Annotated in this window: 16 protein-coding genes; 13 read left to right on the forward strand and 3 right to left on the reverse strand. The window is 42.1% G+C overall.

Annotated elements, in window-relative coordinates:
• The first annotated feature begins 539 nt into the window (after positions 1–539).
• From Psfp_RS11160 to Psfp_RS11175, 4 genes are all read left to right on the forward strand, one after another.
• Positions 540–2,261 carry a hypothetical protein gene (locus Psfp_RS11160; RefSeq protein WP_243120594.1) on the forward strand — a complete coding sequence of 574 codons (1,722 nt, stop codon included), beginning with the start codon at positions 540–542 and terminating at the stop codon, positions 2,259–2,261.
• Positions 2,262–2,450: 189 nt separating this feature from the next.
• The gene (locus tag Psfp_RS11165) at positions 2,451–2,732 is read left to right on the forward strand and encodes a calcium-binding protein (protein ID WP_134218621.1); all 282 of its coding nucleotides are present in this window, start codon (positions 2,451–2,453) and stop codon (positions 2,730–2,732) included.
• Positions 2,733–2,857: 125 nt separating this feature from the next.
• A complete protein-coding gene (locus Psfp_RS11170; protein WP_134218622.1) occupies positions 2,858–3,247 on the forward strand; it encodes a HEPN domain-containing protein in 390 nt (129 codons plus the stop codon).
• Positions 3,223–3,552, forward strand: coding sequence for a nucleotidyltransferase domain-containing protein (locus tag Psfp_RS11175; protein ID WP_134218623.1), 330 nt, complete (start codon positions 3,223–3,225; stop codon positions 3,550–3,552). Before Psfp_RS11170 ends, Psfp_RS11175 begins: the two co-directional genes overlap by 25 nt.
• A gap of 59 nt (positions 3,553–3,611) precedes the next feature.
• On the opposite strand, the gene Psfp_RS11180 is transcribed toward Psfp_RS11175, so the two are convergent.
• Together Psfp_RS11180 and Psfp_RS11185 are read right to left on the reverse strand one after the other, a co-directional pair.
• On the reverse strand, positions 3,612–4,058 hold the full coding sequence (locus Psfp_RS11180) for a nitroreductase family protein (RefSeq protein ID WP_134218624.1): 447 nt from the start codon (positions 4,056–4,058) through the stop codon (positions 3,612–3,614).
• Positions 4,059–4,109: 51 nt separating this feature from the next.
• Positions 4,110–5,150, reverse strand: coding sequence for an MBL fold metallo-hydrolase (locus Psfp_RS11185; protein ID WP_134218625.1), 1,041 nt, complete (start codon positions 5,148–5,150; stop codon positions 4,110–4,112).
• A gap of 303 nt (positions 5,151–5,453) precedes the next feature.
• Here Psfp_RS11185 and Psfp_RS11190 point away from each other — a divergent pair, with 303 nt between their 5' ends.
• Positions 5,454–6,053, forward strand: a complete 600-nt coding sequence (locus Psfp_RS11190; protein ID WP_134218626.1) for a lactate utilization protein — start codon at positions 5,454–5,456, stop codon at positions 6,051–6,053.
• Between the two features lie 456 nt (positions 6,054–6,509).
• Here the strand turns inward: Psfp_RS11190 and Psfp_RS11195 are convergent, their stop codons facing one another.
• Positions 6,510–7,346, reverse strand: coding sequence for a class I SAM-dependent methyltransferase (locus Psfp_RS11195; protein WP_134218627.1), 837 nt, complete (start codon positions 7,344–7,346; stop codon positions 6,510–6,512).
• Between the two features lie 751 nt (positions 7,347–8,097).
• Here Psfp_RS11195 and Psfp_RS11200 point away from each other — a divergent pair.
• The 8 genes from Psfp_RS11200 to Psfp_RS21655 all read left to right on the forward strand — a co-directional run bounded on the left by Psfp_RS11200 (position 8,098) and on the right by Psfp_RS21655 (position 13,980).
• Complete coding sequence (locus Psfp_RS11200) at positions 8,098–8,661, forward strand: sigma-70 family RNA polymerase sigma factor (protein WP_134218628.1); 564 nt, start codon at positions 8,098–8,100, stop codon at positions 8,659–8,661.
• Between the two features lie 3 nt (positions 8,662–8,664).
• Positions 8,665–9,582 carry a DUF4367 domain-containing protein gene (locus tag Psfp_RS11205; RefSeq protein ID WP_134218629.1) on the forward strand — a complete coding sequence of 306 codons (918 nt, stop codon included), beginning with the start codon at positions 8,665–8,667 and terminating at the stop codon, positions 9,580–9,582.
• Between the two features lie 483 nt (positions 9,583–10,065).
• Positions 10,066–10,731: a GPP34 family phosphoprotein gene (locus Psfp_RS11210; protein ID WP_134218630.1), complete on the forward strand. Its 666-nt coding sequence runs from the start codon at positions 10,066–10,068 to the stop codon at positions 10,729–10,731.
• Positions 10,732–10,745: 14 nt separating this feature from the next.
• A complete protein-coding gene (locus Psfp_RS11215) occupies positions 10,746–11,000 on the forward strand; it encodes a helix-turn-helix domain-containing protein (RefSeq protein WP_192895379.1) in 255 nt (84 codons plus the stop codon).
• Positions 11,001–11,176: 176 nt separating this feature from the next.
• Positions 11,177–12,499 carry a putative DNA modification/repair radical SAM protein gene (locus Psfp_RS11220; RefSeq protein ID WP_134218631.1) on the forward strand — a complete coding sequence of 441 codons (1,323 nt, stop codon included), beginning with the start codon at positions 11,177–11,179 and terminating at the stop codon, positions 12,497–12,499.
• Positions 12,478–13,209: a TIGR03915 family putative DNA repair protein gene (locus Psfp_RS11225; protein ID WP_243120595.1), complete on the forward strand. Its 732-nt coding sequence runs from the start codon at positions 12,478–12,480 to the stop codon at positions 13,207–13,209. Before Psfp_RS11220 ends, Psfp_RS11225 begins: the two co-directional genes overlap by 22 nt.
• 155 nt (positions 13,210–13,364) lie before the next feature.
• A complete protein-coding gene (locus Psfp_RS11230; RefSeq protein ID WP_134218632.1) occupies positions 13,365–13,562 on the forward strand; it encodes a hypothetical protein in 198 nt (65 codons plus the stop codon).
• Positions 13,563–13,806: 244 nt separating this feature from the next.
• Positions 13,807–13,980: a hypothetical protein gene (locus Psfp_RS21655; RefSeq protein WP_192895387.1), complete on the forward strand. Its 174-nt coding sequence runs from the start codon at positions 13,807–13,809 to the stop codon at positions 13,978–13,980.
• The last annotated feature ends 323 nt before the right edge of the window (positions 13,981–14,303 follow it).

The following is a 14,303-nucleotide window of genomic DNA, read 5'->3' on the forward strand; positions in this document are numbered from 1 at the left end:
GGCTTCTTTAACAAGCTGCTCTTTGAAATCCTGAGGATATCTTTTACGTTTCATCCATACCCCTCCGTTAATATTAGTTTATATTAATAAGGGGGTATGGCTCAAACTCAATTAAGGGGCTTAATAGGTGTGATATGGCATCTTTTATTACCTAACTTCTCATTCATTAAATATTTGGTAAAATATTTTTTCGGGGTTATTGGATAGATACTAAAAAAAGGAAATCCTTTTTGCTTGCTTTTTTTATTCATTTGGTTGTGAAAAACTGTACGGTAGGTATACTGATTTGCCACCAGAAATGATTGTTCCATATGCATTAGCAAAAGGGTTACTATCTTTTGATGCTATACTTGATGAAATTTCTGATGACATGAAATCAAAGCTGAGCCCGTCTAAATAATACATTAAGATTTGGATCTGCTTTAAGTATTCTTTGACAAAAACGGATGAGGATAGAGGCTTTTTGCTGGTACAACTGGGCAGATATACTGGCAAAACTTAATGGAGGGTATGTGGGGATTGATTTCAAAATGAATATTATGGATTTTGAAAAATATATAGACGGTAAGATACTTGCTCGCGGCAGTGAATATTACCTGGGTGGTTGTGTAAATTCCGTTGATAAGAAGGATAAAAATAATTACATAGCGGTTGTGGCCGGAACTTATGACTACAAGGTCACTATCGCGTTTAGCGAAGAGGGAGATGTTTTGTTTTCGGACTGTGACTGCCCATATGACATGGGCCCACACTGCAAGCACGAGATCGCCGTGCTTTACACTCTTAGAGAAATGTTCAAGGATGATCATGCCGCTTTAACAGTTGACTCGCCAGGTAAAACCACAGGCCTTACCGGTATAATGACGAAACAGTTTTCGCCGGCTAAAGAATCTCCCGCCGACCGGCTCGCAAGAATTCTATCCGCCCAGTCCGGGGACAAGCTTGTAAAATTTCTGATTTCGCTGGCGCTTGAATACGATGAAATAGGTCGCAGGGAGGAATTGGAATTCGGCGCGGGTGATTTGGAAGAGGAACTCCGGCAATGCAAAGGACTGATTAGGAGTTATATCAGGCAACACTCCGACCGGCACGGTTTCGTTTCATACAACAAAGCCCCCGATGCCGTCCAAGGCGGTTGGATGGTGCTGGAAAGAGCGGAGCAGGCTGCAACCGAAGGTGATTATAAAAGAGCACTGGAACTTTACCTGTGTGTTCTTCACGAAATGCTCCCCCTGCTGGAGTCTGCCGATGATTCCGGCGGAGATGTGGGCAGCGTTATTAATCACTCACTCACGGCCTTAGCGGAAATGGCGGACAGCGGCCTACCGGCGGCAGCATCTGCATATTGTTTTAAAAAGCTCCTCAATGAAGCCGCGAATAAAATCTACGACGGATGGTCCGATTGGCGGTTGAGCCTGCTGGAAACCTGTGCTAACCTTGTTAATGACGGTCGTCAAAGGAAAATATTTGAAAGACAATTAAACTCGACCGTTGAAGAATTGAATGATTCATGGAGTTCACGGTACCTGGCAGAAAGAATCGCCGCGATCCTCCACCGGTTGATTCTCAAGTTTGAAGGAGAGGTTCACGCGGCGGATTTCCTGGAGCAAAACATCAATTTCCCACTCTTCAGAGAAAAGGCCATTGAAGCTGCAATGGCTAACAAGGATTACGATCGTGTTGAAAGGTTGGCCCTGGAAGGCGAACAGCTTGACCGGGGCATGCATGGTCTCATCAACCAGTGGAAAAAAGCCAGATATGAAGCGTACAGGCTGTCCGGACAGCTGGATAAACGGCGCAATCTTGCCGTGGAGTTCATCCTCGACGGCAGCTTTGATTACTATAAGGAATTAAAGGAGTCATATCCGGACAAGGAATGGGCCTCGGTATACCCCGGCTTAATCAAAGCCCTTGAAGAACAAAAGGGCTATCACGATAATTATCCTTCCATCTTGATTGAGGAAGGGGAACAAAAGAAGCTTCTCGAATATGTCAAGGCCAGACCAGCCTATATCACCAGATACTATCAGCACCTGCTTCCCGTTTTCCGCAACGAGGTTGATTATCTTTTTATACAGCATATCCTCGATGAAGCGCAAAGGGCGGGAAACCGTAAAGCGTACCGGGAGATTTGCTCCCTCATCAGGCAATTTTTAAAGATAGGTTCTTCAGAGAAGGCCCGGCAGGTCGTCTCGCAGCTTCTGGCAATATATCCGAGGAAGCCTGCTTTTAAGGAAGAACTCCTTAAAGTAAAATTTTAGAATTAATAATTTGGAAAACCTGGCGTAGAAAAGACGCTTTTATATCAGTGAAAATCAGAGATTCCGAAGAAGATGAATTATATGTTCTTCAATTGATAGTCGAGAATTGTCTAGGGAATTGGCTAGGTATAGCAGGTATACGGATAGATTAGAATATTTGCAAACATTGATAAGGATGATATAGAGGTTATGTTAGATGCGTTTAAGAAATATTTGGAGATGACTTGTGTGTTCCCTTTAGATGCTCAAATATCAGAATATCAGGAAAATGGCCCACTTAATGAAGGGGATAAAATCAGTGTAAAAGGTATATCCGGAGTAGATGACTTATTTGGGTTAATTGTTGAAATAAGACATGGCTGCAAAAAATATCACTTTCCACTTTTGGATATAGAGGTAATTGATAAAGGTTCGGTAAACTATCAGCCTGTTGAAAACTATAAAGTGTGGTTTGCTAATAACTATTTATAATTTATTTTTATTTTTTTGAAGTCTATCCGAAATTTTTTAGTGTATGCATTTTGAGTTGCAATTGGCTGTATTTGTCTAGACAGTAAATAGTGTAGAATGTTAAAAGCTGGAAAGGTGGTGGGGCTTTGAAGCCGAAAACTCAAAACTGGATTGACCTTGCCCAGGAAGACCTTGAAGTAGCCGGTCACCTCTTTGATAAAAAGAAGTACCTGCATTGCCTTTTCTTCTGCCAGCAATCCATTGAAAAAATTATCAAGGCCGTATATTATGAGAAATACAAAAAAACACCGCCCAGGAAGCATGATTTGGAAGCCCTGGCCGATGCGGCGGGTATTTTAGCTCAATTAAATGATGGTCAGGCAAGCCTTTTAGACACCCTTTCTCTTTATTACATAGAATCAAGATATGCCGAGGATAGAGAGAGCTTGGCCAACAATTGTACCCAGGCAGTAACAAAGAGTATACTTGATCAAACAGAGGAGATTTTCGAATGGCTAAAAAAAACTATGAAATAAGCATAAGGAAATATTTGGAAAAGCTGAAGTCAAAAAATATCCGAGTTAAGAAAGCTATTCTTTTTGGGTCACTGGTGATTGGCAACTACAACGAAGACAGCGATATCGACCTAGCCATCGTTTCTCCAGACCTCGGGCGGGACAGGTTTAAAGAATCCCTGCTGCTGAAAAAAATTACCCGGGGGATTGATCTGGATATATCTCCGCGTCCGTACTCGGTCGAGCAGTACCAAAAAGCCACGCAGGGAGACTTTTTGTTTGATGAAATAATTCAAAAGGGTAAAACAGTTTATAGCGAAGACTAAATATATAAATAAACTTCATTATTGCTGGTTCTCAGACCTAAATGTTGGATATATATTAGTTATGAATCATAGGAGGTACATTTCGGCTCTGAGTTAATTCGGGTAAATGCAACTTTTAGCTTATATTTTTCAGCCACATGAATATGTAGCATGGCAATACCGCAGTCCAGGCGTTTAGATATGTTATAGGTGTCCCTGCCGTCCACAAAAACAGTTATGGCCCCCGGTTCAACCTTAAAACGGCAGGGCTGGCGATTGACCGCCGAAGGTGACAGTCTGGCGGCTTCAAGGGATTCGGTAACCCAACCCGGCCATGATTCTTTTGAATCCCCCAAGACCAGTTCACCCAACGGTTTACGCTTATGATTACGGCCAAAGCCGGCCATCATTTTTTCTTCAAAGGATAGTTCCTTGACGGGATAGCCGATAGGAGTTATGGCTATCACTTTTTCACCCGCTTTTAAATCCACAAGTGACCCGGCCACATTCTCATCAACACCTGCCACCCAGCAAGCTTAAAAGTGAAAAGTATAAGTCAATAGCAGTTGTTTTTTCAGTTACTTTTTGTGTTTGAATTCTTTTCTCCATGCGCTTATCAGTTCACGCTCGATAGGAACGCCATCTTCCAGCTCAAAATAATTTACTCCGTCATTCCTGAATTTGCGGCGTACCTTGCCTATTTGCCACAAATAAAGCAAATGCGCCTGAGCTTCACCAGTTGCAAACCATTTCTGGGAAGGCGGAAATGCGTGCCAGTCTTTTGCCTGGATATCCCATGTCATTTTTATAGCAGCCTCCCAAGCATCGAGTGGTCCCGATTCCAGAACCATCAGCGCTTCCTGGCAACGCGCGGCATGATGTTCCTTGAGTTCCCTGATTCTACCGTAAACATCCTTGAGCATGCTCCGGTGTCCGACAAATATATGTTTGATATCGAGCTTCTCTACTTTATCCAGACTCTCCAGATAGTCTGTCAGAGGATATTCAAGATAAAGTTCTATACAGAGGTTTGGTGTGATATCACCGAGGATCATGTCTCCCGCAAACAATATTTTTTCATTTTCTTCATATAGGCACATATGGCCGGGCGAGTGACCGGGTGTATAAACGCACGTGAAAGTATACCGACCGACCATGATCTTATCGCCGTCTTCGACATAGGTAAAATCTACATTATTATTTGGCCTGTATAGCCAGCCGGGATGAGTCTCCACTGCGAGTTCCGGTGACATCCTGAGTCCGGTTTTTACAAATTCATCTACGAGATAATCCCAATATGCAGGATCTGCCAAGCGGTTTATTATAGCTGCGTCTAACTTATGACAATACGCGGTATTGTTCTCAGTTTTGATTTTGAAGAGGAGGCCGCTGTGATCAGCATGCAAATGAGTGATAAAAATGTCTGTTTTATTAAAGTCCACTCCCAGCGAAGCCAGCTCCGACATGAGTGCTTCCTCACATTCTGAACGGTTGAATCCGGTATCGATCAGCAGATTACGTTCTTTGCCCTTTATCAAGTATGCGTTCAATAATTTCAGCGGATTTTTCGGGAGAGGGACTTCAAGCCTGTAAATATCTTTCATCAATTCTGTTGCCATTATGTTACCTCCTTGTGGCCATTACTGTAGCACCGTCCATTCAGCCGCCAAGATGTTCTTCAGCTTCTGGTGCCATAATTATTTTATCGGAGAGCATATGATTGCTGATAAATTTTGACTGTTAGAATTCTACCACAATATTATAATATAGTTAATAGTAAGTTGATGTATAGTATCATCATTAGCTGTGGTGCTGGCTAATCGAAACGTGAGTTATTCTTTTAAACATACATGAAACCCGCAATTTATGTATTCAATGATATTATAAGTGGGATAAAATAATAAAACGGAGGAAGTTAAATAATGATAAATATTGAAAAAACCATGAAAAACCTGAATAGCCGGGGCTTTGATGCCAGTCAATTTACCACAGGGAAGGAAGCAGTTGACTACGTTGCGTCACAACTCAAGGGCGAGACCATTGGCTTTGGAGGCAGCAAGACCGTCGAGACTCTGGGACTGTTCGAACGTCTTGGTGAAAACAATAGTGTTTATTGGCACTGGAAGCAGGAGATGGATGAAGCACGTAAAAACTCCGCGGCCGCAGAAGTTTATATAACAAGTGCAAATGCAATTGCAGAAACCGGAGAAATAATCAACATCGACGGTATGGGCAACAGAGTCGCCAATACGCTGTATGGCAAGAAAAAAGTTTACATTCTTATTGGCACTAATAAGCTCTCGGAGGACTTTGACAGGGCGCTATGGCGTGCAAGGAACGTCGCTGCGCCGCTAAACGCTAGACGTTTTAAGAAGAACACGCCCTGTTCCAAAGGAGAACTGAAGTGCTATGACTGCAAAAGCCCTGACCGTATCTGCAGAGGTCTGGTTGTCCTTTGGAACAAGATGCTTGGCATGGAAAAGGTCGAGGTTGTTATCATAGATGAGGAACTGGGGTTTTGATCAGTTTTGAGCTTTATATATCTGTCAACAGGACTTAAATTCCTCTGGGAATATTGTGAATGAAGGCATAAACTTGCCGCGGTTCGCGCTGGTATCGGCTGGCAAGGTGAAAATTCTCTACTAATTACAAAAGATTACTTTGGCCGGCACAAACTATTGAATATAATACTTACTATAGCCATTGTATCATTACCAGCAGATCCTTGCGATACCGATGAAAAGGCCCGTAAGAAATCGCAACTTGGGCAGTAATATCTCTGAATGACACTGTTTTCTACTGGACGGCGGATATAAGGCTGGAGTATGGTCCTGCAATAAGCCAGGGCCATTTCGCACTCATATGTCGACCGCTTCGGCTTTAAAGAGATTGCATTCCAGCCGCCCGGGCAGCAAAGGAATATTTAGCGAACCAGGGCAGTCAGGAGGCTGCCCTGGCATGCTAAACAAGCCAATCCCTTAAGCTTTTCTACAAATAACACCTATCTCTAGTGAAGCCGCACTGTATTTTTCACCGTATAGATTGGCTAAAACCGCTTCTACCCGAAAACCATTTTCTTCGAGTTCCAAACTTATGGACTCCGGCGAATAGAAAGACTGATAGATATGATATGCCTTTACACCGGAATCGAATACAACTACAAAGTCGCATATTGTGGGAATATCCGGGTAAATAATTGTTTTTTCCAGAATAAAGTGTTTATGCGGTCTCCAGAATCCTGAAGCGGACGCATACCATTTTGAAATAGGATTATTTATCCTATTCTGAAAAGCAGCCATACTGGAAACATCAAAAGCAAAATAGCCACCCGGCTTAAGCGCATTGCGGATGTTGCCAAGTAATTTTTTTCTGTTTTCCGGGCTAAGAACGCCGTAGTCCTGTGAAATCATCAAAGCTGCAGCAAATTGGTTGGCCCCAAACGGATTCAGGTAACTTGCAAGAATATAATTTACAAGTTTGTTGTGATTATGATTTCTGGCATAACAGATTGAGTTTTCCGACCTATCTATTCCAGTCAGGTGAAAGCCCTTTTGAACAAGCTGCGAACAGTAAAGCCCAGGGCCGCAGCCAAGGTCTACAAGCGAGTCTCCGTTTTTAAGACCCATTGTCCGAGCTAAATATTCACAGATTGCTTGAATTTTTTCCGGCTTATAGCTTGCGGCATCGGTATCTGGTGAAAGGTGTGCCTCAAGCATCATTTTGGAAATATGCGGATCATTCCAAAGCTCTGCACCTGGCTCATACGGGGCCGGGCACCGGTCGGCGTTTATTAAATCATCTAAAGTAAGCATCATATTTTCCTTTCCCTATATTTATTTGATAGCAGACTGAAAAAGGGAATACCGCTTTATAACGGTATCCCCCGAAACCCAAAAGGGATACCAATCGAAAGATGAACAGACACAGCAAAAAACACCCTAGAAAAAGGCATTTTAAGTCTGTATCTGTTCAATCTCTCTTTTCCGGTTGGCGCAGATTGCTGCCCCGACCGGACGGTATCCCTCCAATAATCAAATTCAGTCTGCTACCCCTTGGATCATAGCTTGCAAAGCTTTTAATGTCAATAACTAAGAGGATTTTTAGCGCTTACTCATCGCGGAAGATTACCTACCGTCGACATCAATAAATCATAAACATTAATAGAGCCATCCACTGTTATGCTGGTATCTTCCCGTTCTGAGTAAAAGGCATTATCGAAATTTAATAATTCTTTTAACGTAAGATTCTTATCTCTTAGAGTTCGCATCTATTAAGCCCCTTAGCGGGATACTGCCGAGGCATCTTACCGCTTGCAGCTACTGCATTAAAGTGTCCCGATCAAACACTGCAGTTGTCTCATATTTTTCCAAGTGAAGTTTTTCCCATTTGTACGAACGGAAAAATCTCTCTATTCGCTGGTTATCCATGGTCTTCCTTTTCCGTCCATAGATATCGTGAAATGTTACTAAATTAAAATAACTTAAAAAGATTGTAATGGAATCGGCTTTTTCCCGTATTTACATATGAAGAATAAAACATTGCGCAATGTTACGAAAGGAGGAAGCCATGGAGTCTGCCATTTTGGTTGCAAAAAATGCAACTAAAGAACAGCAAAGCAGAATTAATATTGATGCCAGTGTATTCAAAGAAATATATGAAACGTATTATCAACGTGTGTATAACTACATCAGCTATAGAATAAATAACCATCACGATACGGGGGATCTTGTAAGTCAGGTTTTTGAGCGGGTTATCCAAAAGTATAACACCTATGACCCTAAGAGGTCGGTATTTGAAGCTTGGCTTATTGGAATCGCCCGTAACGCCGTAAATGATTATTTACGTACGAAAAAAAATTTCAATATATCGCTAGACTATGTTATTGGTTTAATTTCAGGGAGCAATCAGCCGGAAGAAGTCATAGTAATCAATGAAAACAATGCATCCCTAGTAAAAGCATTGGCAAAACTCAGCGAAAAGGAGAGGCATGTAATAGCTTTGAAGTTTGCTGCTGAGTTGAAAAATACAGATATTGCGGAAGTCATGGGTATATCTGATTCCAATGTAGGCGTAATTCTTTTTAGAAGCTTGAAGAAACTACGCAAGGAATTAGAAAAGGAGGCACAGTAAGCAATGGGTGAAACAAGCAATGACAGGCAGGTAGAAGAATTATTAAAAACAGATTTTAGTTCAGAAAGCAGTGCTAAAGAAAGAATACTAAACAAATTACTATTAACGATTGAGAATCAAAAATATATTGATAAACAGGAGAATTATGCCATGAAAAAATCATTTATAAAACCGGTTTTTATAGCTGCAGTAACTGTTTTCGTTATGGGTTTTGCAATGACTTCTTACGGACAAGGATACTATAGGGTCATTAAAGAAGTTTTTGTTGGAAAACATGCTAAATATATTATAACAGAGCGAACAAGTGCGCCGGATTTAACAATACCTGATGAACTTAAAGGTAAATTATATGACCAGGACGGGAATGTAATTCAACAATTACCTGAAAATGGAGATATTTATAATCAAAACGGCGAGTTATTGATGCTCTCTGTTTTGACTTCTAAAGATGCAAACGGGGGTCTTATCACAAAATTTGAAGCACTAAGCAAGGAAGAATATAACAAGCGGGAAAGCAGTAAAATGACCACAATGACCAGCCTAGATGAAGCAAAGCACTACCTAACATTTGACTTTTCATTGCCCAGCTATATGCCGGAGGGCTATAAATTTGATAGAATACAACTGTTCAATGATGAAAACGGAAAGCCTGTTGAAGATTGCGAATATGTTTCTGTTTATTTTAGCAACGGTGACCACGCCAAGGATATCTATTTGCAGCTAAGATTGATGAACGAAGAAACTGCCTATGAAGCAGGTATCGGTAATATTGAAAAAATTGAGATTAATGGTAATCAAGGAGTTATCGGTGAGGGCAATATCGATATAGAAATTGATGGCGTTATGTACATGCTTAGGGCCGTTGCTTCTGGAATTGATAATGAACAATTGATTAAAATGGCAGAGTCTATTCATAGATAGTGATAAACTGCTAAAAAGAAATTTTAATTACTCGAGGACATAGTGTTGTCTTCGAGTTTTTTTATGGAGGTGTTTTTAAATGGTTGAAAAACTTGAATTTAATTCCGGAAATTGGTTTGAGAAAGCTCAAAAGGAAAAGATTATCGAAAAGATTGCAACTGAAGTTCCCGCGAACACCCGGAGTTGTTTGGGGAGGATCGCAATATCAACTCACGTCGCTCGGAGATACTCCTGTGGTCGGTCCTTCGGACGGTGGGTTCGATTCCCCCCGCCTCCACCAAAAGAGTTTTATCGAAAGAAGTCGATTGCGATTTGGGCAGTTGGCTTCTTTGTAGTTTCTGATAGATATCATCATTTATCATATGCTCTATATCATCTTTAAAAGTTTTTAAATACATCTATTGACAACTTGATTTTTTAGGCTATAGTTAAATCATAAGTAGTAAGTGATAAGTAATAACTAATCTATAAGGAGATAATACCATGAAAGATCTGTCAATTTCTCAGGAATATGTATTATGTTCTCTAAACAAAAAAGGGAAATTCCCTGCACTTAGTACAGAAATTCCCGTTTGTGTTTTGGCAGGCGGGTTAACCAAACTGCTAGCAAGCAATTGTATTCAAATAGACGAAAAGAATAAGGTTTGCGTGATAGGCAATTTAAGCGAGAAACAATTCCATTTGAAATCTCTTTTTGACTGGCTCAATACATCCAAACCAATGAAAATCGAAAAAATTACTCAGGAATATAGCCTGACCTTTACCGATAAGAGACTGAATGCATTGGTAACGGATATTGGAAATTCTTTGGCTGACAGAGGTTGTGTGACCTCTCGAAAAGGCGGCATCTTCGGCAATAAATTTTATTTTATCCCCAATCCGGACGAAGTTGATAAAGTGATACAAAAGATAAGAGCGGAGTTGCTTGAAAACGGAACCATATCCGATGAAACAGTGGCACTGGTTAGTCTGCTGGAAAAAAGCCATCAGATAAAAAAATATTTTTCTAAATATGAATCTGAACAATTAAAGGCCCGTTTACAAGAAATCAAAGAAGCTCCTTCCAATCAGTTGGTAAAGCAAATGGTGGATTATGTTGATATGATTATCGCTGTTACTGCCGTTGCCGCAATATCGACAGCGCATTGAGGGAGTTTTGTATCGTGTCAAGGCAGAGAAGCATAGAAGTGATAGAGAACTCACCATACGTTACGATTGGAGAACTGGTAAGATTAACAGGCGTGAGATACAGCACGCTCAAATTTTATACCGAAGAAGGCATGTTGGTTTTTGAACAAGCGGAAGAAAATTTAACGAGAAGATATAAACGTGTCGATACGATCCAGCGTATTTCCTACATTAAAAGTTTGAGAGCGGAAGGCAAAACCATTCCGCAAATTAAAGATATTCTCAACTAAACAAAATAAAGTATAATACGTCAAAACAGGTCTACGGGCTTTTTGAAAGCAATTTCAGAAAGCCCGTTTTCCATAGATGCATCTAAATCGGAGTTCTTATAAAGTTCAGGATGTAACAAATTTCTTTACAGAACATATGTTCTGTAATATGATAAAGACTGTAAGGAGTTGAGGGGTTGGATGTTTTTCATAAGCTGAAAATATTGACCGGTGCGGCAAAATATGATGTGGCCTGTACTTCCAGCGGAGTGGATAGAAAGGCGGCTGCCGGGGGTATTGGCAGCGCAGTGGCCTGCGGCGTATGTCACAGCTTTGCGGCGGATGGACGATGTGTTTCGCTGTTAAAGGTGCTGATGACCAATGTTTGCGTCTATGATTGCCAATACTGCGTCAACCGCCGTTCTAACGATCCGCCGCGGACAACCTTTACACCTCGTGAGTTGGCGGAACTGACCTTCAATTTTTACCGCCGCAATTACATTGAAGGTCTTTTTCTGAGTTCAGGTGTGCTTAAGAATCCCGACTATACCTGTGAGCAAATGCTGGAGGCTCTGCGCATACTGCGGGAGGAGTACCGTTTTGCCGGGTATATTCACGCCAAAATTATTCCGGGTGCCGACAGCCGACTGATTGACCGAATCGGCGCGCTGGCGGATCGGATAAGCGTGAATATTGAGCTTCCCTCTCAAAACGGTTTGCGGCTGCTGGCCCCGGACAAATCAAAGCACGCTATTTTGGGGCCGATGGGATACATTCATAACCACATAAAAGAGAGTTCCTCAGACAGGAAAAGATATCGGCACGGACCAAAGTTCGCCCCTGCTGGCCAGAGCACCCAGATGATTATAGGAGCCACGCCGGACACGGATTTTCAGATTTTAAATTTAACCGAAAGCCTATATGAAACATACAAGCTAAACCGGGTTTTCTTTTCTGCTTATATGCCGGTAGCTGAAAACGCCATTTTACCGGCCATAGGCACAAAACCGCAGCTTCTGCGGGAGCACCGCCTTTACCAGGCGGACTGGCTCCTGCGGTTTTACGGTTTTACCGCCCGGGAACTTTTGGACGAGCGGCACCAAAGCTTTAATCCCTATTTGGATCCCAAATGCAACTGGGCCCTTAACCATATGGAGTTTTTTCCAATGGACGTAAACCGTGCGTCCTATAACGACCTGCTGCGGGTGCCGGGCATCGGCGTAACAAGTGTTAAGCGGATTATAACTGCCCGCCGCACCGCTGCTCTCAATTTCGACGCGCTCAGAAAGCTGGGGGTCGTACTTAAACGCGCCCAGTATTTCATCACCTGCGGCGGTAAAATCGCGGACGGCCTGAAAATCACTTGGGATGCGGTGCTGAGGGCTTTGATGTCTGAAAAAGCCTGGGGCATGTATAACGAGAATTCCCCCCCGCATCCGGCAGCGGAGCAGCTTTCTCTTTTTGATGAGTCGTTATCCTGTCAGGAGGATGTTCAGAAATGCTTGACCGGTCAAATATGATTTATCTTTACGACGGCAGCTTCAATGGGTTGCTGTGCTGTGTCTTTGAGAGTTATGACAAGAGAGAAATGCCGGCGGAGATTTTAACACCGGACATACCGCAAGCCATACTCTTTCCGGTTAAAGAAATTATGACCGATCCGCAGAAAGCAAACCGGGTGCTGGCCTCTATTCCGAAAAAAATGGGGCATGCGGCCCTGGATTTCCTGCGGCATGCCTTTTTAACCTGTCTTCCTCAAAAGGAACTGCATATCCTGCGGTTTATGCGCATGGGCTACTGTCACGGCCCCTCCGTGATGGCTATGCTGGCCAATGACGCAATGCATATACTCTTTAAAGCCGTAAAGCATTTGAAAAACGAAAGCCACCTGCTGAAAGGGTTCCTGCGCTTTTCTGTTTTTCACAACGTCCTCGTAGGCGAAATAGAGCCTAAAAACTATGTACTTCCTTTGCTGAGGCAGCATTTCTGCCAACGCTATCCGGAGGAACGCTTTTTTATTTTTGACAAAACCCATGGTATGGCGCTGGCGTACCACCCTTACCAGTCCGCAATCATTGCTGTTGAAGATCTGGTACTGCCCGAACCTGATAAAAAGGAACAATCTTTCCGCGAGCTGTGGCGGCTCTTCTACGAGACCATTGAGGTGAAGGGGCGGCATAACCCCCAGTGCGAGTCATATGCCAAAGCGCTACTGGAAATACATAACTGAGTTTAACCGCCCGCAGGAACCCCTGCCGGTGTCAGCATATCCCGGCGGTAAAAAACTTCTTGACGGCGGCTCCGACTCTATTAAAATGCACCCCCCACTATATTGACATTTAAGCTCCAGGTATAGCATCAAAAGATAGTAACCCTTTTGCTAAGGTGCTGGAAAGAGCGGAGCAGACTGCAACCGAAGGTGATTATAAAAGATCGCTGGAACTTTACCTGTGTATTCTTCACGAAATGCTCGCCCTGCTGGAGTCCGCCGATGATTCCGATGGAGATATCGGGGGAGTTATTGAAAGCTCCTCAATAAAGCTGCAAGCAAAATCTACGACGGATGGTCCGATTGGCGGTTGAGCCTGCTGGAAACCTGTGCTAACCTTGTTATTGACGGTCATTTTTGTAGAATGCAAAAATACTTCGCGAGCAAAAAATTTTCTTGATCCATAATAAGCCGTAATCGCCTAATATAATTATGGTATTGCCAAGTTAAGCTAAACCAAAACACTTTCTAATTAAACTTTATGCTAGACATTATACCAGAGATTTTTCAATCAATTTATATCAGCAGCCAAACCGCCATTTTGCTGGTGGTTTTTTTATGTTCCAAAGTAAAATCGAAAGGATGAACCTTATGGCAGGAAAAGCCGAGAGCTCAATAGCACCACAGGATGATGTCCGCATCCAGGAATTTCTCGACATGATCGCGCCATCCGTCATCAAATTCAACACCACTTCATCTGCGGCAATACCTATCGTTGCGTTTGGGCATTGAGGGAGTAGCACACAGCCACCGATGAACAGGCCATCTGTGCTGCTTTATAGAAGTTTAAACTATAGTTTAGATTTATGTTGTATAAAATTTTAGCAAGAGAAATGAACTTCGTTCTACTACTTACGGCCAATATAAGTTTCTAATACTAAAGAAATCCCATTGTTACAGGATTTCTTCGGTAGAAACTTATGGTCAATATAAGCTTCAAAGTACTGTTTAAAGAATGAGTAAAAAATCAATGAACGAAAATGTTTTTAAACAAAGAAAAGGAATTTTATTGAAATTAGTCGAATTAAACATAAGAGATTTTTATTAATAATTAT

This window comes from Pelotomaculum sp. FP (assembly GCF_004369245.1).
Taxonomy (GTDB): Bacteria; Bacillota; Desulfotomaculia; order Desulfotomaculales; family Pelotomaculaceae; genus Pelotomaculum_C; species Pelotomaculum_C schinkii.